This window comes from Mucilaginibacter myungsuensis, assembly GCF_015222005.1.
Lineage (GTDB): Bacteria > Bacteroidota > Bacteroidia > Sphingobacteriales > Sphingobacteriaceae > Mucilaginibacter > Mucilaginibacter myungsuensis.
In genome coordinates this window covers 1-19983 of sequence record NZ_JADFFL010000009.1, presented here as the reverse complement: position 1 = coordinate 19983, position 19983 = coordinate 1, and the positions used below count along the sequence as shown (strand labels likewise).

General features: G+C 47.9%; 22 protein-coding genes. 13 read left to right on the top strand and 9 right to left on the bottom strand.

All coding sequences use genetic code 11. The features are described from left to right. The first annotated feature begins 31 nt into the window (after positions 1-31). Complete coding sequence (gene dxs, locus IRJ16_RS19075) at positions 32-1960, top strand: 1-deoxy-D-xylulose-5-phosphate synthase (protein ID WP_194113243.1); 1929 nt, start codon at positions 32-34, stop codon at positions 1958-1960. A 9-nt stretch (positions 1961-1969) separates the two neighbouring features. Here the strand turns inward: dxs and IRJ16_RS19070 are convergent, their stop codons facing one another. From IRJ16_RS19070 to miaE, 4 genes are all read right to left on the bottom strand, one after another. Beyond that, complete coding sequence (locus tag IRJ16_RS19070) at positions 1970-2866, bottom strand: alpha/beta fold hydrolase (protein ID WP_194113242.1); 897 nt, start codon at positions 2864-2866, stop codon at positions 1970-1972. Positions 2867-3066: 200 nt separating this feature from the next. After that, the gene (locus tag IRJ16_RS19065; protein WP_194113241.1) at positions 3067-3744 is read right to left on the bottom strand and encodes a phosphatase PAP2 family protein; all 678 of its coding nucleotides are present in this window, start codon (positions 3742-3744) and stop codon (positions 3067-3069) included. Between the two features lie 149 nt (positions 3745-3893). Continuing rightward, positions 3894-4274 carry a hypothetical protein gene (locus IRJ16_RS19060; protein WP_194113240.1) on the bottom strand — a complete coding sequence of 127 codons (381 nt, stop codon included), beginning with the start codon at positions 4272-4274 and terminating at the stop codon, positions 3894-3896. A 149-nt stretch (positions 4275-4423) separates the two neighbouring features. Then, positions 4424-5023, bottom strand: coding sequence for a tRNA-(ms[2]io[6]A)-hydroxylase (gene miaE, locus IRJ16_RS19055; RefSeq protein WP_290246636.1), 600 nt, complete (start codon positions 5021-5023; stop codon positions 4424-4426). Positions 5024-5125: 102 nt separating this feature from the next. On the opposite strand from miaE, the gene IRJ16_RS19050 reads away from it, so the two are divergent. Beyond that, positions 5126-5386, top strand: a complete 261-nt coding sequence (locus IRJ16_RS19050; protein WP_194113239.1) for a hypothetical protein — start codon at positions 5126-5128, stop codon at positions 5384-5386. Positions 5387-5526: 140 nt separating this feature from the next. Here the strand turns inward: IRJ16_RS19050 and IRJ16_RS19045 are convergent, their stop codons facing one another. Then, positions 5527-6507, bottom strand: a complete 981-nt coding sequence (locus tag IRJ16_RS19045) for a GlxA family transcriptional regulator (RefSeq protein ID WP_194113238.1) — start codon at positions 6505-6507, stop codon at positions 5527-5529. A 116-nt stretch (positions 6508-6623) separates the two neighbouring features. Here IRJ16_RS19045 and IRJ16_RS19040 point away from each other — a divergent pair, with 116 nt between their 5' ends. Genes IRJ16_RS19040 through IRJ16_RS19005 form a run of 8 tightly spaced genes read left to right on the top strand, consistent with a single transcriptional unit; the run spans position 6624 to position 9992 of the window. Next, positions 6624-7064, top strand: coding sequence for a hypothetical protein (locus tag IRJ16_RS19040; RefSeq protein WP_194113237.1), 441 nt, complete (start codon positions 6624-6626; stop codon positions 7062-7064). A 16-nt stretch (positions 7065-7080) separates the two neighbouring features. Beyond that, on the top strand, positions 7081-7497 hold the full coding sequence (locus tag IRJ16_RS19035) for a VOC family protein (protein WP_194113236.1): 417 nt from the start codon (positions 7081-7083) through the stop codon (positions 7495-7497). Positions 7498-7534: 37 nt separating this feature from the next. After that, complete coding sequence (locus IRJ16_RS19030) at positions 7535-7918, top strand: DoxX family protein (RefSeq protein WP_194113235.1); 384 nt, start codon at positions 7535-7537, stop codon at positions 7916-7918. A 22-nt stretch (positions 7919-7940) separates the two neighbouring features. Further along, the gene (locus IRJ16_RS19025) at positions 7941-8330 is read left to right on the top strand and encodes a DoxX family protein (RefSeq protein ID WP_194113234.1); all 390 of its coding nucleotides are present in this window, start codon (positions 7941-7943) and stop codon (positions 8328-8330) included. A gap of 10 nt (positions 8331-8340) precedes the next feature. Next, positions 8341-8877: an SRPBCC family protein gene (locus tag IRJ16_RS19020; protein WP_194113233.1), complete on the top strand. Its 537-nt coding sequence runs from the start codon at positions 8341-8343 to the stop codon at positions 8875-8877. Beyond that, complete coding sequence (locus IRJ16_RS19015) at positions 8877-9281, top strand: DUF1801 domain-containing protein (protein WP_194113232.1); 405 nt, start codon at positions 8877-8879, stop codon at positions 9279-9281. Before IRJ16_RS19020 ends, IRJ16_RS19015 begins: the two co-directional genes overlap by 1 nt. A gap of 1 nt (position 9282) precedes the next feature. Continuing rightward, on the top strand, positions 9283-9492 hold the full coding sequence (locus IRJ16_RS19010; RefSeq protein ID WP_194113231.1) for a hypothetical protein: 210 nt from the start codon (positions 9283-9285) through the stop codon (positions 9490-9492). 29 nt (positions 9493-9521) lie between these two features. Then, the gene (locus tag IRJ16_RS19005; protein WP_194113230.1) at positions 9522-9992 is read left to right on the top strand and encodes an SRPBCC domain-containing protein; all 471 of its coding nucleotides are present in this window, start codon (positions 9522-9524) and stop codon (positions 9990-9992) included. A gap of 129 nt (positions 9993-10121) precedes the next feature. Here the strand turns inward: IRJ16_RS19005 and IRJ16_RS19000 are convergent, their stop codons facing one another. The 4 genes from IRJ16_RS19000 to IRJ16_RS18985 form a co-directional block, all read right to left on the bottom strand. Continuing rightward, positions 10122-11507 carry a M20/M25/M40 family metallo-hydrolase gene (locus IRJ16_RS19000; RefSeq protein ID WP_194113229.1) on the bottom strand — a complete coding sequence of 462 codons (1386 nt, stop codon included), beginning with the start codon at positions 11505-11507 and terminating at the stop codon, positions 10122-10124. A gap of 194 nt (positions 11508-11701) precedes the next feature. After that, positions 11702-13447, bottom strand: coding sequence for an arylsulfatase (locus IRJ16_RS18995; RefSeq protein WP_228080331.1), 1746 nt, complete (start codon positions 13445-13447; stop codon positions 11702-11704). Positions 13448-13474: 27 nt separating this feature from the next. Beyond that, on the bottom strand, positions 13475-14902 hold the full coding sequence (locus IRJ16_RS18990; protein ID WP_194113228.1) for a sulfatase family protein: 1428 nt from the start codon (positions 14900-14902) through the stop codon (positions 13475-13477). A 69-nt stretch (positions 14903-14971) separates the two neighbouring features. Then, the gene (locus IRJ16_RS18985; protein ID WP_194113227.1) at positions 14972-16678 is read right to left on the bottom strand and encodes a hypothetical protein; all 1707 of its coding nucleotides are present in this window, start codon (positions 16676-16678) and stop codon (positions 14972-14974) included. 330 nt (positions 16679-17008) lie between these two features. Here IRJ16_RS18985 and IRJ16_RS23135 point away from each other — a divergent pair, with 330 nt between their 5' ends. The 3 genes from IRJ16_RS23135 to IRJ16_RS18970 all read left to right on the top strand — a co-directional run bounded on the left by IRJ16_RS23135 (position 17009) and on the right by IRJ16_RS18970 (position 19851). Next, a complete protein-coding gene (locus IRJ16_RS23135) occupies positions 17009-17479 on the top strand; it encodes a response regulator transcription factor (RefSeq protein WP_194113226.1) in 471 nt (156 codons plus the stop codon). Positions 17480-17605: 126 nt separating this feature from the next. Beyond that, complete coding sequence (locus IRJ16_RS18975; RefSeq protein ID WP_194113225.1) at positions 17606-18154, top strand: DUF4199 domain-containing protein; 549 nt, start codon at positions 17606-17608, stop codon at positions 18152-18154. A gap of 170 nt (positions 18155-18324) precedes the next feature. Further along, positions 18325-19851, top strand: coding sequence for a sialate O-acetylesterase (locus IRJ16_RS18970; RefSeq protein ID WP_194113224.1), 1527 nt, complete (start codon positions 18325-18327; stop codon positions 19849-19851). The last annotated feature ends 132 nt before the right edge of the window (positions 19852-19983 follow it).

Below are 19983 nucleotides of genomic sequence, written 5' to 3'. Positions count from 1 at the left end.
TTGCCAGTTAAATACCCCGATCTAATTAACGATGCAGGTACCAGCTGGCACACTTTTACAACAAATTGATCATCCGTCTGACTTAAAGCGATTTAGTGAGGACGATCTTGAGCAAATTAGCCAAGAGCTGCGCCAGTATATCATTGATGTGGTGTCGGTAAATGGTGGCCACTTTGCCGCCAGCCTGGGCGTGGTTGAGCTTACCGTTGCCCTGCATTACGTTTTAAATACCCCTTACGATCAGTTAGTGTGGGACGTTGGGCACCAGGCTTACGGCCACAAGATCCTGACCGGCAGGCGCGATACATTCCATACCAACCGTATCCATGGTGGTATCAGCGGTTTCCCAAAACGGTCCGAAAGTATTTACGATACCTTTGGTGTCGGCCACTCCTCAACTTCCATTTCCGCCGCTTTGGGTATGGCCGTAGCATCGCAATACAAAGGCGAGACTGACCGCCAGCACGTGGCCGTAATAGGCGATGGATCTATGGGCGCGGGTATGGCCTTTGAAGCTTTGAACCATGCCGGTATAGAGAACAGCAACCTGATCGTTATCCTTAACGACAATAAGATATCTATCGACCCTAACGTTGGCGCGCTGAAAGAGTACCTGGCCGATATCACCACTTCTAAATCGTACAACCGTTTTAGGGACGATATCGCTTATGTGCTGAACAAGCTTTCGAGCGTTGGCCCGGATGCTTTTAACATTGCCAAAAAGATAGAAAAGAGCATCAAAGGAACCCTGCTTAAACAGAGCAATTTCTTTGAAGCACTGAAGTTCCGCTACTTTGGCCCGATAGATGGGCATGATGTTAAGCATTTGGTAAAAGTGCTTAACGACCTGAAAGATATCCCCGGCCCTAAATTGCTGCATTGCGTTACCGTGAAAGGTAAAGGCTACGCGCTGGCCGAAAAAGACCAGACCAAATGGCATGCTCCCGGCTTGTTCGATAAGATCACCGGCGAGATCAAAAAAGTGGTTTACGAAAAACCACAGCCACCAAAATACCAGGACGTTTTTGGCCATACCATTATTGAATTGGCCGAGCAGAACTCCAAGATCATGGGTATTACCCCGGCTATGCCATCGGGCAGTTCGCTTAACCTGATGATGAAGGCCATGCCTAACCGCGCTTTTGATGTGGGCATTGCCGAGCAACATGCTGTTACCTTCTCGGCCGGATTGGCCACACAAGGCTTAATGCCGTTCTGCAATATCTACTCCAGCTTTATGCAGCGGGCGTATGATCAGGTCATCCACGATGTAGCCATCCAAAAACTGAACGTGGTATTTTGCCTTGACCGTGCCGGTTTAGCCGGTGCCGACGGTGGCACCCATCACGGCGCCTACGATTTGGCTTACATGCGTTGTATCCCTAACATGGTGGTATCATCGCCCATGAACGAGGAAGAGTTACGCAACCTGATGTACACCGCTCAGTTGGATGATGCCGGTCCGTTCGTTATCCGTTACCCGCGCGGTAATGGGGTGATGGTGGATTGGAAACGCCCTTTTAAAGCTATCCCGGTTGGTAAAGGACGCAAGATATGCGATGGTGAGGAATTGGCTATCTTAACCATTGGTCCGATCGGTAACGAGGCAGTCAAGGCTATCTCACAACTAAATGCCGAAGGTATTTACCCGGCACATTTCGATCTGCGCTTTGTGAAGCCTTTAGATGAAGCCCTGCTGCACGAAGTGTTCAACAAGTACAAAAAGGTGATCACCGTAGAGGATGGCTGTATTGAAGGCGGTATGGGCAGCGCTGTGCTGGAGTTTATGGCCGATAATAACTATCAGGCACAAGTGGCCCGTTTAGGCATCCCGAACACGGTGGTGGAGCATGGCGAGCAACCCGAACTTTGGGCTGAGTGCGGTTATGATGCCGCGTCGATAGCTACCAAAGTGCGCGCTATGGAGGTAAAGCCTAACGCGCACATTATTGCATCGTAAACAGATCCCTTACTTTTTCTTGCTGGCTATTTCGGCCATTACTAAACGCAGATACTCGTTAAACTGAGTAGGGTGTTCTATCATGGGGTAATGCCCGCTGCCATGCACATAATAGATCTTGAACGGGATCTTGTTTTTGGCCATGTGCGTGGTATCGACAAGTTGCCTGTCGCTATTGATCAGGAATAGTTTTTGGTTGGCTACCTTCAGTTTATCTATCTCATCAAAATCATTACTGTTCTCCATCGATGCTGTCGCGATCACGGTATCAACTTTGGCCACATCGGCTAATATACGTTTGCGTACAGCGGTATCAGTTGTCGGGCTAAAAAGCGCTTCGTTAAAATATTGCGTGGCGAAACTCCTGAAATGTTTCTTCATCTGCGCCATAGCATCGGCATAGTCCTTTTTGTCTTTAGGGGTCTGCACATAACCCGGGCTTTGGAAATTGTCTACACCAACTAATCCGATCACTTTGTCGGGATTATCTACAGCCGCCTGCAACACAATATCGCCCGACATAGAATGCCCTACCAATACTACTTTCTTCAATTTCAATGCACTGATCACCGAATCCACGTCGCTTGCAAAGGTTTTGGTATCCCAGGCGTTACGGTCTTTACCCGACTCGCCAAAGCCCGGCAGATCCATAGCTATCACACGGTAATTTTTCTCAAAGAAGGCGCGCTGATCTTGCCAGTAACTTTTATTGATGGCCCAACCATGTACGAATAGCAAAGCTGTATCGCTCCGCATGCCGGTATCGGTGTAGGCAATCTCGACCCCGTTGTTACGGACGATGATCTTGTTAGGGTCGTAAGTGGATAGGACGGTCTTTTTGTGATCGCAGGACGCAAGCAGTCCCGTGACCATAAGCACAGCGGCGAGGTAGGTCAGTGTTTTCATGATGATGTTTTTAATGGCTGATAGGGTAAATATAAATACCCAAAATGAAAAAAACATGATGGCTATGCCTTTAAGGCAAGCATCGGTTTAAAGAAAATTGTTTGTTTTGGTGTATCCCAGCTCGAACGAGCGGAACGATGTAAAGGTAAGAAGAATATTTGATATTCTAAAATTTTTAGTAAAAATATCTGAATTTTTCCTCACTCCGCCTTCTTCAACAGCCCCCCTCTCCAGGCACCTTTATACAAAAACTCCTTATTATCCAGCCAGTATAGCCAAAACATGGTCACGAATACGCCAATGGCCGAACCAGCCATAACGTCCTCAAAAAAATGCTGGCTTAGGTACATCCTTGAGTACCCGATGCATGCGGCAAGGATCAGAGTCAGTACATCTAAATAGTTCTTTCGGAAAATATAAGCCATTGTGATACAGGCCGAAAAGGCAGTGGTAGTATGCCCGGAAGGAAAGCTGTGGGCACTGAGCATAGTGATACCTTCTACATAATGGATACTGCCACGCATCGTCTCAAAATACAGGTAGGGGCGGGGCATGTCAAAAATGAATTTCAGTATCTGGGCTACTATGGCCGTCATAAAATATCCGGTCAGCAATAAAAAGCTGCGACGATAGCTGAAGAGACCAATGATAAGGGCGAAAACCACAAGAGCTACACCGTCGCCCAAAAAGGTAAAGAATGGGAATACTTTGTCACCCCACGGCGTATGTAACTTATTAATGAAGAAATATATTTCCTCGCGAGTGTAGATCACCTTAATTGTAAGGCATCCGGCCAGCAGAACCAAATAGGGTATCAAAAAAAACGATACCTCTTTATAAAAATGACTTAGGTGCTTTTTAGTAAATGTATCTTCCATTAACCCCCCAACCCCCTAAAGGGGGAGTTTGATGTTTATCCGGTCAGGCTTTTACACCTGACCGGTGGCTTTTCCGGAACTCTTTGCTCCCGGGTTTTAATTATATGACAACCTCCCTTTTTTCTATTCCCCCTTTAGGGGTTAGGGGGCTAAAACATGCTTTTCGCCTTTACCTGTATCTTGTATGGGCGGTCATTCTCAGACGTGCCGAAATCGTATTTATTTTCTACAGTAACCGTCTCGCCGGGCAACATTGGTTTAGACGTAACCGAATTGGATTGAGCTACGATGTCGCCTTCCTGATCTACATAATTTACATCTACTGTCACGCTTTCTATCGTATCCTTGGTGTCGTTCTTAACGTCGGTCAGCACAAAGTACGAACCTTTGTAAACGTTGAAAGTATCCTTAACCTTCAGGATATGCAGGCCTTCGGTCGACTTATCAAACTCGATATCGGTTTTGTGGGCCTTATCGCCACAGGCATATAACAAAGCCACCGGCAGGCAAAGGAATAATAGCTTTTTCATGGGTATAAATATAAGCAGAAGGTTAAAGGTTAGAGGCTAAAGGTTAAAGGTTTTTTTGATGACAAGTTAAACTCAAAAAAGAATAACGGTAAGAGGTTTTGGCATTGATGCTGACCTTTCGCCTTTTACCTTTATCCTTTCACCTCGATCTACCCGTGTATCGTTTCGCTTTTGCCGTAGTTGGCTACCACTTTAGCTTCGTAGGCTAAAAACTCGGCCCAGCGTTTATCTACGTCAACATCGCCGGCGTGTTTTTTAGCCAGGCGGATGAACATAGAGTAGTGCGTCGCTTCGCTGATCATCAGTTCGTGATAGAATACAGAAAGCTGCTCATCGTTTATATTTTCGGACAGTACTTTAAACCGCTCGCAACTACGGGCCTCTATCATTGCCGAAAATAATAGCTTATCTACCAGCTGCGCTTCGCGGCCGCCGCCTACTAGTATAAATTTGCGCAACTCGTTCACATAATTGTCGCGTCGCTCGCGGCCCAATACAAAACCACGCTCGAGTATGATGTCGTGAACGCGCTTAAAATGATCCATCTCTTCCTGTACCAATAAGGCCATTTCCTGCACCACATCCGACAGATTGGGGTTTTGTACAATAATAGTAATGGCATTGGTAGCCGCCTTTTGCTCGCAGAAAGCATGGTCGGTCAGTAGTTCTTCAATATTGCTTTCTACCACGTTCTTTACCCAAAGCGGGTCGGTAGGTAGTTGCAGTTTAAGGATGGTTTTTTCGCTCACGGGGCAAATTTAAACAAAATGTGTTTTGGCGAGTCAAACTGATCGGCAAACATTTTGCTAACTAACAAGTTGTACATCAGTTCAACATAAAACTTATAAAAAATGAAGAAGTTAAAAATAGTGACCATAGCCCTGCTGCTGGCCGCCATGGCCACCCCGGCAATAACCGAGGCCAAAGAGGTGGCCGTAGCCGATAACGCTATCCAGTTGCCGCCGCCACCGCCGCGTCCTAAATTGCCAAAGTTGAAGTCTCCGCCAAGACCAAAGTCTCCGCGTAGGCCACCGGCGCCGAGAAGACCTGCATTAAAATTGCCGAAAATAAAACTACCTCCGCAGCCACCGGCCCCGCCGAGACCGTTTTAAGGTTTTGGCAGTATGGAGTTTGCAGTAGGCAGTCACTCCATTTCATAAACGACAAAAGTCCGGAACGCTTCCGGACTTTTGTCGTTTATGGATATGCCATTTGTCATTCTGCCCCATGCAAATTAAAAACTGCTTACTGATCAAGCCGCCATATCCTTTCTGTACTTATTCCTATAATCTATCGGTGATAGCCCGGTAATCTTTTTAAATATGGTACGGAAGGCCTTAGTATCCGAATAACCTACATCATACATTACTTCGTTAATATTCTTACGGCTGTTCTCGAAGCTTTTTTTGGCAGCTTCTATCTTTACGCGTTGTATGTATTCGCTCACGGTATTTTTAGTGGCGCTTTTAAACCGGCGCTCCAAACTACGGCGGCCAAGGGCCAGCATATCGGCCAATTGGTCTACAGTGATCTTATCGGCAAAATTACTTTCGATGTATTCCTGCGCTTTTTTTACCGGCTCGTCGTCATGCGCTTTTTGTCCCTGAAAGATGATGAACGGCGACTGGCTGATGCGGTCGATATCGATCATAAAGGTTTTAGATATCATAATGGCCAGTTCGCGGCCGGCATGTTTCTCCACCAAATAGACCAATAGGTTAAGGTACGAGTATGCACCTCCGCTGGTGTACAGGCCATCCTCTTCGGTCATGATCTTATCATCTACCAGGTCAACTTTTGGAAATGCTTGTTTAAAAGCGTCGGCCATTACCCAATGGGTGGCGGCTTGCTTGCCGTCCAATAGGCCGGTGGTGGCTAACAAGAACGCTCCAACGCAAAGGCTGGCCAGTTCGGCACCTTGCTCATACTGCTTTATCAACCACGGGGCAAAGTCCTCGTTCTGCGCTACGGCTGCCATAATATCGCCGTGCATGGCGGGGATGATCACCAGGTCGGTCTTGGCTACATCGCCTATCAATACATCCGGCTCGATGGTGAAACGGCCATTGCGTTGTACAGTAGGTTTAGTCAGTCCCACCAATTGGATATCGAATAATGGTCCGCGGCCATGCATGGCCAACAGGTCGTTCACTTGGGATAGGATCTGGTGGCTGCCGTCGATATTCGGCATGCTGGTATGGCCCAGTGGGACCAGTATCGATACATGTTTCATAAGTATTGCTAATGTAGAAAACAATTGTCGCATTTAACACCCTGCATTGCCGTATTTGCACCCTTTTTTTGCGGGTGTTTTGCTCTAAGTTTGTATTGTTCAATTAATTAAAACGGATGCAGACGTATAGATTACAGCAGGATGTGAAGGTGGTATGCGAGGAGGCGACGTCTTTCCCCAAGGGTATAAAAGGTGCTTTTGACACATTGTCCCACAAGATAAATATGGAGGACAGGCAGGTGTTCGGCATATCAAATCCTTATAAAGGAATGATACGCTACCGTGCCGCCGCCACCGAAAGTTTTGATGGCGAAGGTGCTGAATTAGGCTTTCCAACTTTCACCATTGAGCGGGGCAATTACTTGGGCGAAACATTATTGAACTGGCAAAGCAACGAGATGATGATAATGAGTATCTTCAACCGGCTAGTGGCTGATAAGCGCCTGGCCGGATCGGCACATTGCATAGAATGGTATAAAAGCCATACCGAATTGCTGTGTATGGTGCTGATGAAACCCGACGTAGATGCCGGACTTGCAATTGATATCACTTTATAAACCAAACAAAAAAAACATGAGCACGATCAACCCTTACATCAATTTTGACGGCCGGTGCCGCGAAGCGATGACATTTTACAAAGACATTTTTGGCGGCGAACTGATCCTGAACCAAGTGGGTGGGTCACCGATGGAGCCATACCACAAAGGCGACCCGGCCGCGATCTACCATTCGTCATTAGTGAATGGCCCTATCGTATTGATGGGTACGGATATGACCGGCCCTCCGGGATACCAAAAGGGTAATAATATATCTATGGCGATAGCTTGCAGCAGCGCTGAGGATGCCCGCAATTTTTTTGATAAATTAGCCGAAGGCGGACGCGTGGTGATGCCCTTAGAGAAAACCTTTTGGGCAGAACTTTTTGGAGACGTGGTAGACAAATTCGGCATTGAGTGGATGTTGAACTACGACGGGGCCGCCGCTCAATAAACATCAACACACATCACACAAACTAAAACTACATAACATGTCACCTAAAGCAATCAAAAATCTTTACTGGGTACTGCTGGTTATCCTCTGCCTGTTTTTGGCAGTGGATGGGATCGGCGGCATCACCATGCAAAAGCAAGGTGTTGAAGCGCTCAACCATATCGGCTACCCGACTTATCTGATGCCGCTGTTCGGTATCCTGAAGATCCTGGCCATTATCGCCCTGATCCAAAACCGTTACCCGACCTTGAAAGAATGGGCATTTGCGGGTATCGCGTTTACTTTCATCGGAGCAGCGCACGCGCACATTATGGTCAAAGATCCCATCGGTACTACGTTATTCCCGGTGATCTTTTTGGTATATCTGATCGTGATCTACATCCTTTGGAATAAATACAAAAAGAACGAAAACATCGCGTAAGTACTTAAAACTCTAAGACAACATGAAAAAGATCAATATCATATACTGGATAGCCACCGTACTACTCATCATGCTGATGGGCAGCAGTGGCGTAATGAATGCTATGAACGACCCCGGCTCGCAATACACCTTAACCAAGGTGATGCATTACCCCGAGTACTTCGGGCGATTCATCGGCATCGCTAAAATATTGGGCAGTATCGCGCTGCTTATCCCGGGTTTCCCCAAGATCAAAGAATGGGTTTATGCCGGCTTTACGTTCGACCTGATCGGCGCTACCTGGTCGTTCGCGGCCTTAGGTGAACCGATCAAGAAGATTGCCCCAATGGGACTTTTCTTTGTGATCCTGATCGTATCGTACATCTATTACCGCAAACGGGTAGCCGCTAAGGATCCGGTACTGGCGGTTTAAAGATATAGCCATGGTAGTATTATATATTCTTATCGACATCATCGTCCTGTTCGTACTTTATGTGCTGATCAGGGCGGCGTTCACGTCGCCGGTGTCTTTGATCACGGCCGACGTGCAGATCAACAAACCCTTTAAAGTAGTTTTTGACTACGTGAAATTACTAAGTACCCAGGGCGAATACAATAAATGGGTAATGCAGGATCCCAATGTAAAGCGTATCTACACCGGGACCGACGGCACTGTTGGCAGTGTAGTGGCCTGGGAAGGCAACAGCAAAGTAGGCAAAGGCGAGCAGGAGATCACCGCGATAGACGAGGGCAAACGCATTGATTGGCAATTACGCTTTGAAAAACCAATGAAGAATACCTCGGATGCGTGGATGGAACTGCACATGCTATCGCCCGAAAGTACTAAGGTGATCTGGGCCTTCGCAGGAAACCTCACCTATATGATGAAGGTGATGCACGTGGCCTTTAACCTGCCCAAACTTTTGCGCAAGGATATGCAGACCAGCTTGAATAACCTGAAAACCATCCTTGAAAAGTAATGGCTACTAAGGACGAGCAAAAAGTCGAGGCGCTGATGGCTGCGCTGGACCATCCGCTGAAAGCGGAGATAAAGGAGCTGCGTGATATATTGAAGAGCACCAACAGCAAAATAGCCGAGCGCGTTAAATGGAACGCGCCAAGCTATTACTATCAATTTGATCTGGCGGCATTTCATTTGCGGCAGCAAAAGTTCGTTCACCTTATTATGGTGTTTCCGCCCAATACTACTATAAATGATAGCACAGGTTTGCTGGAAGCCGATCATAAAGACCGCCGCGAAGCCAAGTTTTACAATATGGCCGATATTGAAGAGAAGAAGCCCGCGCTGCAAAAAATAATAAATGCCTGGGTGCGTCTAATAGATGATACCCCGGCAGGCCAACCGTACATTTTTAATAGTTGACATGGTAGAAGTTTTTAAAACAGATGTGCAACAACCCGGCACGGCCAATGTGCTGATCGTAAAACTGACGCTGCTGTTCCCCGGTTCGCGGGTCAATTTTGACCTCGACGACTGCGACCGCGTACTACGCGTAGAAGGCGACCAGCTTTGCCGCGATAAAATAGCCCACCTGCTTAAACTGAATGGCTACTTTTGTCAGGAACTAATTTGAACCTCAATCGGTCCCCTAAACATTTACTCATGAGCGAATTGCAAGACTTTTTAACAGAGACCGCCGAGAGGCAGATCTTCAGCACCCGGGTTATCGACTTCCCTATCGAAGCTGTTTACGAAGCCTGGACAAACCCCGAGCAGCTACCCATTTGGTGGGGGCCGAATGGCTTTACCAATACATTCCATGTTTTTGATCATCAACCCGGCGGACGCTGGAGTTATACTATGCACGGGCCGAACGGCGTAGGCAATTACGCTAACGAGGCTTATTGGCTGGAAATAGTGCCGCTTAAAAGCATTGTTTGGGACAGGGACAGTCACCCGCTGTTCCGCACTTATGTGGGATTCGTTGATCTGATCGGCAAAACCCAAATCAACTGGACCATGGCTTTTCACGAGCAGCGGGAATATGAGGTGATCGTAAAATTCGCGCCCGAAAAGAACGAGGAGAATTTGGATAGGTTAGAGCAGTTCCTGCGTCAGGAGGCGGTGGAGTAGATTTATTTAACCACAGAGGACAAAGGTTTACACAAAGGACACAAAGCTTTGCATGTATCAGATATGCAAGGCTTTGTGTCCTTTGTGTTTTTCTCTCTGTGCCCTTTGTGGTTAAACTAACCGGCAGAATTATATCCCACCCTTATCTATCAAATACACTAACGATGCTATGGCCGCCGCCCCCAATTCTAACTCGCGCTTGTTTACGTTCTCGAAAACATCGTTTGGGGTATGATGGATATCAAAATAGCGTTGCGAATCCGGGCGGAAACCGATCAGTGCCACGCCCGGATGGGTCTGCTTTAGCGGACCAATATCTGCACCGCCGCCGCCGTTAACCAAGCGGTCGGCCTCGTAAGGTTCAAATAGTTTTTTAAAGCGGGTATTCATTTCTTTAACGCGGGCAGCATTAAAACCCTCGAAGCTGAATCCGCGCGGGGTGAAACCGCCTTCGTCGGTCTCTATGGCGGCAATGTGTTGCTCTTTATTAGCTGCGGCCAGTTCGGCATATTTTAAGCCGCCTTTGGTGCCGTTCTCCTCGTTCATGAATAACACTGCGCGGATAGAATTTTTAGGCTTGATGCCCATCGCCTTAAATATCCTCAGCACCTCTACCGATTGCATTACGCCCGTGCCATCATCATGCGCGCCCTCGGCCAGATCCCACGAATCCAGGTGACCACCAACGGTGATGAATTTATTAGGGTTCTCGGTGCCGGTGATCTCGCCAACCACGTTGTACGATTTGGCATCGGGCAACATCCTGCAACTTTGTTTAAAAAAGAATTTCGCCTGCGGGAATTTGCGCAACTTCAGCATGGCGCTCAGCTTATCGGCAGCTTTGGTTGATATGGCCGCCGCCGGGATCTTCGGTGCATCGTCGCTATATTGGGTAGTTCCGGTATGCGGATAATCATCGTTAGCGGCCGTCAGCGAACGTACGATCACGCCAACCGCGCCATACTTGGCCGCCACCGACGGACCCGACCTACGCTGGTCGCCCGCGCCGCCGTAAGCGCCGCTGGTCTCGATAAAACGATTATCGAAAGGGCGGTTATAGAATACGATCTTACCTTTGATCACGCTTTCGCCCAGTTGCTCTACCTCAGCCAGGCTTTTAACCTCAATTACGCTGGCGGTAATGCCGGCAGCAGGTGTAGCCACAGCCATACCCAAAGCGCATATCGGCACAGGGATCTTTTTATTCCCGTCGATGATGTAGCCCTGCTCTTTAGCGCCGCGCTCCCAATGAGGCACCATTACTTCCTGAAGGAAAACCTTATCAAAACCGTAACCCTCCATCAGCTTTTTACCCCACTCAACCGACTTTTGCGCATTAGCCGATCCACTTAACCGCGGACCTATCTTTTTGCATAAGTAACGCAAATTCTCGTACACCTGGCCGTTCACCAAAGCCTCGTCAAATATTTTGCGGAGCATTACCGAATCGGTTTGCGCGTTGGCCGTGGTTAGCGCCAGTAAAAAAGTAGAAATAGAGAGTAACGTTTTTTTCATATCGCTGCTTAAAGGAAGAGTTTAAGCAAATTTAAAAAAATATATGAGATGGGAAAGGGGGCTTAAACGAGAATCCCTCCTTGGGGAGGGGCGGGTAAGCCCGTGCGGTTGCAGGAAGAGGTTTCGCGGCCGAACCCCTCCCTGCCTTTGCGCTCATATCCGACACACCCCTCCCCAAGAAGGGACCTTTAAAACTACTCCACTTTCGTCCACGGCGCGGGCAAAATATTGGTGCGCTTGGCATAGGCATCCCACATATCGCTCATCTTTTTTACCAGGTCGGGGTGTTGGGCGGCAAGGTCGTTCAGTTCAGCGCGATCGGTGGTGATATCGTACAACTCCCATGGGTGCGACTTATAGGTCTTGCCTTTCAGGTCGGCTTCGCTTACCAGTTTCCATTTGCCCATGCGTACGGCGCGGTTCATTTCGTGATCCCAGAATATGGCTTCGCGCTTAACCTCCTGGTTGGTGAAGGTCGGTACCATGCTTTTGCCTTCTACGGGGATGATGTCCTTGCCGTTATACGTTTTAGGGTAGGCCGTTTTGGTGATATCGAGGATGGTGGGCATAATATCCATCTCGTGACCCGGAAGGTTACGCATCTCGCCTTTGGCTTTTAAACCCGCCGGCCAATGGACGATGAGCGGGGTAGAGATGCCACCCTCGTGCATGTAATGTTTGTACATACGCAATGGCGTGTTAGATACATTGGCCCACTCCTGCATGTACGAGATATAAGTATCCGCCGGACCGGCCATCAGTTGTTTGCCCTGCATCACCAGCTTACCATCGCGCGTGGTTACCGGACGGTTAGAGTAGATCAGTGAATCAGGACCTAACTTGCGTACGTTATTAGGATTAGGTGCCAGCGGACGGATGTCGCCGCTTCCAATGATCTCGGCACAGGCACCGTTGTCTTGTAAAAAGAAGATCAAGGTGTTATCGTATTGTCCACTCTCTTTTAATTGTTTGATGATGCGGCCAATGCCTTGGTCCATCACGTCTATCATTGCGGCATAAGTTTCCATCCGGCGGAGCATGGCGGGCTTGTCCTCCTCGTCGGCCCATTTTTTACCATCGTAAGGGGATAGTTTTTGATCGGGAGGGATCACGCCCAGTTTTTTCATCCGCACCATTCGCTCCTCGCGCAAGGCTTCGTAACCTTTATCGAAGCGGCCTTTATATTTGGCTATTTCCGACTCAGGCGCTTGCACAGGCCAGTGCGCGGCGGTATAGGCCACATACATAAAGAAAGGTTTTTCGGTTTTGTGTTCCTTTAAGAACTTGACCGAATTATCTGACACCGCATCGGTGAAGTAATAATTAGCCGGTTTGTACTCAGGGTCGTTAGTGGTATTGATCAGTTTATTATCGCGGGTAAGATAGCCCGGGTCGTAAAAATTGGCTGCACCTAAAAGGATACCATAATAACGATCGAAACCGCGTTGTAGTGGCCAATTCTCGTTAGTGCCGTTACGTTGAGGGTCTTTATTCAGGTGCCATTTGCCCGTCATGTAAGTAGCATAGCCTGCCGGTTTTAAAGCCTCGGCAATGGTTACGGCATTATGGCTCAGATCGCCGCGGTAGCCGGGGAGTTTAAAATCATCAGTGGTCATCCAGCCCATCCCGGCCTGATGCGGATCTAAGCCCGTCATTAACGATGCCCGCGACGGGCAGCAGCGGGCCATGTTATAAAATTGGGTATAACGTAAGCCATTTTTAGCCAGCATATCCAGATTAGGCGTTCGCGCCTCGCCGCCATAGCAGCCCAGGTCAGAGTAACCCATATCATCAGACATGATAAGGATAATGTTTGGGCGTTTAGCAGGTGCCTGTACTTTCGCAGGCGCCTTATAAGGTTTTCCGCTTCGCCAGGCGATGACGATGAAGCCAAGTGTTAAGGCCAATATCAAGGCAGAAAATATTTTGATCGGTCTCATATCGTTTTAAAACAGTGGTAAAGGTTATCAATTATCTTTATCGTTCGCGTTCTTATTATTGGGTTTATCTATAGATGCGCCGGGGTCTTTCTGCTCGGCCATCCAGGCTTTTAATTTGGTAGTATAGCTTGCGATCTGCGTTTTGTATTGTGGCTGATCGGCCAGATTGTTCAACTCGTAAGGGTCGGCCTGCATATCAAAAAATTCCACTGCCGGGCGATTGACGATGCGATCTACCAGTTTCAGTTCTTGTGGTGTTTTGGCGTTGGCCTGCCAGCTTGCCCACATATTGTTCTTGTTCTCGGGGTTCAGGGCAAAGCGGTTGGTGTAAGGCATTGGCGCGGTCAGGTTAAAGATCAGTTTATATTTTTGATCGCGGATGCTACGCATGGCATAGGCTTTCCCTTCGGGGATGTTGTTATAGATACCGTAGGCGTAGTCGCGATGGGTGTTGGTCTTACCGTATAAAGCTGATAGGAAACTCTTGCCATCTAACCCCGCAACAGGTTTACCGCCTGCAAGCTCGATGAGCGTAGGGGTGATATCCTCGTACTGAACAATAGCATCACTTTGGCTCCTGGCTTTGATCTTGCCGGGGAAACGAGCGATCATCGAACTTTTTTGACCATAGTCGTAGCTATTCCATTTACCACCCGGGAATTGCGGCCCTTGCTCGCCAAGAAAAACCAACATGGTGTTCTTATCCTGGCCGGTCTCTTTCAGCATCTTCATAATGTCGCCCACCTGGTTATCTAAGCGGCGTACCTCGGCCAGGTAAAGGCAATATAACTCGCGCGAGCGTTTGGTATCTACCCAGCTTGGCGGCAGCACCAATTTATCAGGATCAAATTCTTTGGGGTCACCTACTGTCCATGGCGCATGCGGGTTTATACTCATCACGAACAGGCAGTAAGGCTTGTCCTTTTGCGTGATGTAATTTTTAACACTATCCAAAAAGTAATCGTCAGTATTAGCCACGCAATTTGGCTCGAATCCTTTGATGATATCGAAAGGGAAAACCGACGTTGGTTTAGTCACATGGTCCTTGCCGGTCAAGCCTACCTTATAACCTAAAGCACTCATATACTGGCAAACACTTTTAAGGTCGCGATCGGCATAAACAGGTTTATGGTTTTGAAACGATCCATGGCGCATTGGATAAAGGCCGGTAAATAGCGATGCCCGGGTAGGCACGCAAATAGCCTCGGACGCGAATATCTTATTGAACTGCACACCCTCAGCGGCTAACTGATCAATATTAGTGGTCTTCAGGTTCTTGCCGCCATAACAACTCAATTGGCGCGAATCAAGGTCATCGGCCATAATGATGATGATATTTGGCTTGGTTACCGCTTGGGCAGCTTTTTTTGTCGGCAGCGTTCTTTTATGCCAGGCGGTAGCGGCCGCTAAAACGACAGCTGCCAGCAACAGAATGGCAGATCTGATATTCTTCATAAGCTTCGGTAAAACGGATAGGTGCTATAACGTTTTACTAAAGTATGCTTTTTTACAAGCAGTTAAAATTTATTTGGCCTTTGCAACGAAATTGAAACGTGCGCCCGGGGCGGTGTCGCCATTCACGTACCAATCCATCGGGTCTTCCGTTTGCATGTTATCGGCCCACTTAAACTCCAGATCCAAATTATCGTTAAGCTTTAATGCTTTTAAGGGGATAGCGATCATCATCTCGTTACCTTTCAATACTCTGGTAAGCTTAGCCGTGTTCACCCATTTTTTGCCATCGTAACGTTGCAATTGGTTACCGTAGATGACGCGATAGTTGTAGCCCACCCAGCCGATTTTTTGCTGACGGTCGGTATTCAGGTATAGGCGCATCCAGTTATCGCCGTGGGGTTTAGTTATGGGTGCAACGGTCCGCACGTAGAACCATATCTGCTTATCGTCCCGGGCAACTTTCATCACGTCCAAATCATTGCGGCCGGTATTGTTCACGTAGTTAACGACAGGTTCGCTCTGCGCGCCTTTGTGGTTGCGGTGCAGGGTATCGCCGGTATAGTCTTTAAATTCGGTGCTGATGCCGGTCCAATCGCTTAAACTTTTAATAATCTTTCTCGAACCGATATCCGGTGTTTCATCCACTCCTTTATACCGGCGGATGTTGGCCACCATTTGCATATAATAATGATCTTGCAGGCCGTCGGTCAGCGACGGCTCAATATCCCGACTGTATTCAGCATTGGCCTGATCTACAAACAAAGCTTCGTTCTGCTTATCATTAGGCCTGCGCCATTTGCCGGCTATCCACTCGTTCCACCCGGTAATAAAAATGAAGGGTACATCTTGCTTTAATGCAAAGTCCCATTGCTCTTGGACGTTATAGCCATACACCAAGTCTTTTTTTGGATCGCCCGGCGATCCGTTGCGGTAGCTGCGCCCCCAGTTACCCGTAGCCCCATGAAATGCCGAGCCGCCCATGCTGGCCCCCAAATTAGGGTGCTGCGCTACCGATACATTCACAATCTCGCGCTCGCCTTTTCTGTTTTGATACACTTTTTGCGGGCGCTTAAATTCTATCCATGGCCAGCCATCCACTTTTTTGCGCTCGTTTGGCCATTGCGAGGCCCGGATGGTGAAGAACTGCTCATAGTCTTTGCCCTTAGCTTCTTCGGGTAAGCCAAGGATCAGCGGCTTGCCATCCAAATAGAACCAGGTATCGGGATAACGAATAGCCGCACCATCATTATAAAACGTGTTGTAGATATTTTGCATGGTAACACCCGACGATGAATTGGTATAATAGATCAATTTGGGTGGCGTTTTACCTTGTGCCCGCACCGCATCAATGGCCATCATCACGGCCTTGCTTTGGCTTGGGTAAATAAGCGTATTGGTTGCATCCATCACCAGGATATCTACCCCTGCATCGGTCAGCAATTGGATGTTTTTGAGATGCACCCAATAGTCGTTACCGTTGTAGTAACCATAAACCGACTGCCCCCAAAAGTAATATCGCCCGGCTATGCCTGCACCGCCGCCCCATTCTTTATGGTCGAAATCGTTAAACACCTGCGGATGCTTGGCCCAAAGCTCTGACAGATCCCAAGCCCTCTCGGAAGTGGGGCTGGTCGGGTCGCCTTGCCAAAGGAAATAGAATATGGCGATGTGTTTATTTGGCTTGGGTTTGCCAACCTCGGCCTGTTGCGGTAACACCCGACCAAGGCCGTCAGTAGCGGCGAGGGTTTGGGCAGATGCTGTTTGATGAAGGAGCATCGCACAGTATATGATGGAGCAGGTTCTTATGATCTTATTCACAGGCGGTAGAATTGGTTGTTGCAAGATAGGAAACGTTAGTTGTTTGACTGTCCTCAACTGTATTTTAACCAGCTTGATCTCGAATATTGTTTTATTCCCTCCTCGGGGAGGGTCGGGTAGGCAAAGAGCGGTAGCAGGGAGGTGTTGATCGTTATGCAGAGCGGGTGAACCCCTCCCTGCCTTTTCAGCCCGATTCCTCAGCACCCCTCCCCAAGTAGGGAATTGAGAAACGAAAGGGCTCACATTTTGCTCATGCACCAAATTTCCCTTACTTTTAACATTGGATATATGACAACTAACACCGTGTTCCGTAACCGATCTGTGCTGATCTATGGCCTATCGCTGGCCTTACTGATGTTCCTGCTGAAATGGCTGGAGTGGCGCTTTTTGGTGATCGACCACGCGACCGAGATCTATGCCGGATGCATTGCCGTGTTGTTTACCGGACTCGGCATTTGGCTGGCGCTTAAACTGGCAAGACCTAAAGTGCAGACCGTGATCGTAGAGAGGGAGGTGATCATCCGCACCGACAGTTTTATGTTGGACGAAAAGCAATTGGAAGCCACCGGCATCAGCAAACGCGAACTGGAAGTACTGCAACTGATGGCCGAAGGCTTAAGCAACGAGCAAATAGCCGAGCGCATATTTGTTTCGGTAAACACGGTGAAGACGCATTCATCTAAATTATTCGGCAAGCTGGATGTGATCCGGCGGACGCACGCCATAGACAAGGCGCGGAAACTGAACCTGATCCCCTGAACGGCTATCATCCGTAAGTACTAAAACAAGCGGCTTTTTGCAAAATCACCCTAAAGTATGAGTGCCGCTAAACTATCGAAGCCCACTTTTGAACTATAAACATTAAACTCAAAAAAAAAGATCAAAATGAAAAGGAATGTATGGGTATTTGGCGGGATATCCGCCGTGTTATTAACAATATGGCTGATCATCGGTATTGGCTTTTGCTACAATGGCACCGCGCCAGATTATGAAGGCAGCATGGTTATGGGTTATGCCTCTATGGTGCTGGCCTTCTCGCTGGTATTTGTAGGGGTAAAAAACTATCGTGACAAATTTAACGGTGGCGTAGTCACGTTCGGTAAGGCTTTTACAATGGCTTTATATATGGTGCTGATCGCGTCGGCAACTTATGTGATCGTTTGGTTGATCGAGTATTATTTCTTTATCCCCGATTTTATGGACAAGTACACCACCCATTGCATAGCCAGGATAAAAAGCAGCAGCGATACTGCCGCAGAACAAGCTACAGCTATCGCTGACATCAACAATATGAAAGAACTGTACAAGTCACCCATTATGGTGGTCCTGTTCACTTTTATGGAGGTGTTCCCGGTAGGCCTTGTGGTCGCACTGATCACTGCCGCTATCCTGCAACGTAAAACGCCTAAAACAGATAGCACATTGGCTGCTTAAATAACAGGATCCATATCAAGCCCGCATGTTGATCATTCATCATGCGGGTTTTTTACGAGTATCGTTTGTTGGTCTTGTAATTTGGAGAAGTGTATATGGGGGTGTATACACCTACACCTTGTTTGCTAAATCGATTTTAGTATTTTAGCTGATTAAACCAGTTACCTGTTATGAGCAAAGCCAGATATATCGTCATTTTGCTGATCTTGTTATTTCCCGGTCTGCTATCAGCACAAATACGTGCGAACGTTGTCGATACCGCCTCGGCGCTAATTGTGGCCGACCCGCTGCAAAGCAATATGGTCATTCAGCAGAATAAACCTTTTAAAGTTTGGGGACATGCGCCTGCCGGTAAAATCGTGACCGTGAAGGCCAGCTGGCTGACCGTCCCGGTAAGTGTGCAGGCCGATAGGGCCAATAAATTTATGGCGATCATTAACGTGCCTGCCATTCAAAAAGGGAATTATACCAAACACAGTATCGGCGTAACTTATGATAGCAAAAATGTGATACTGGACAACCTGCTGATCGGCGATGTATGGTTTTGCAGCGGACAATCTAACATGCAATTTGCCGTGCGTGAAATAGCCGATCCGCAAAAACATATCGACTCGGCCGTTCATCCAAATATCCGCCTGCTCAACGTTCGCTTTACGTGGAAGATAAAACCTACCGACACCATCCCCGGCAAATGGCTGGAATGCAGCCCCCAAAACGTGCGCGATTTTAGCGCCGTGGGCTATTACTTTGCCCGCGAGATACAACGTAAACTGGATATCCCTATTGGGGTGATCTATTCAGGTATCGGCGGTTCGGTAACGCAGGCTTATTTGGCGCAAGATGTAATGGCTGCCGATCCGCTGTTGAAGGCTAAATACCTGGACCCTTTTTACCAGACCGATGCCTACAAAAAGAGCGATCTGGAAAAGTTCACCTTTGGGACAACATCTTATCCGTACCTGATCTATAATGGCATGATCTACCCGTTCTTCAATCTGTCGGTGAAAGGTATCCTTTGGTATCAGGGCGAATCGAACCGGGAACAACGCGATGAATATGTGAAGCTCAATCAGACCATGATAGAAAGCTGGCGCAAAGGTTTCGGGCAAGGTAGTTTGCCGTTCTATTACGTGCAAGTGGCTCCGCATGCTTATGGCAAAATGGATACCACGCTGAATGATTATGCTTTCTTTCGCGAACAACAGGAACGCATTGCGACCCTAAATAACACCGCCATGGTGACTACCATGGATGTTGGCGATAAGGACGACATCCACCCAAAAAACAAAAAACCGATAGGTCTGCGCTTGGCTTACACCGCCCTCAACCAAACTTATGCGCAACTGGATATAGCTTATCGCGGTCCGCAGTACAGTCATGCGGTTTATGGTAAACAAAAAGCCACGGTGTATTTTGAGCCGGGAACGACCGATAAAGGGCTGGCCACAACCGACAATAAATCACCGCGTCATTTCTATCTTGCGGGCGAGGATCAGGTATTTCATCGTGCTGATGCACGGATAGACGGGAACACCATTGTGCTGGATTGTAAGGAAGTGAAAAAGCCGGTAGCGGTACGTTACGCGTTCACCAATTTTCCAACTACCAACTTGCAGAACGGGGCAGGCATCCCTGCGGTACCGTTCCGTACAGATAATTGGGCCGAACCTGTGCAAAAGGGGACTACAAGTAAATAATAAGCTGAATCGTCCTGATATAAGTTGACAGATTTTACGATAGTCCCAGTTACAAGAGTAGCTGGGATTTTTGTTTATAAACACTTTGCGGTGTTTTCATTTTCAAAGATAAGTGCGGCCTGTAATTATTGT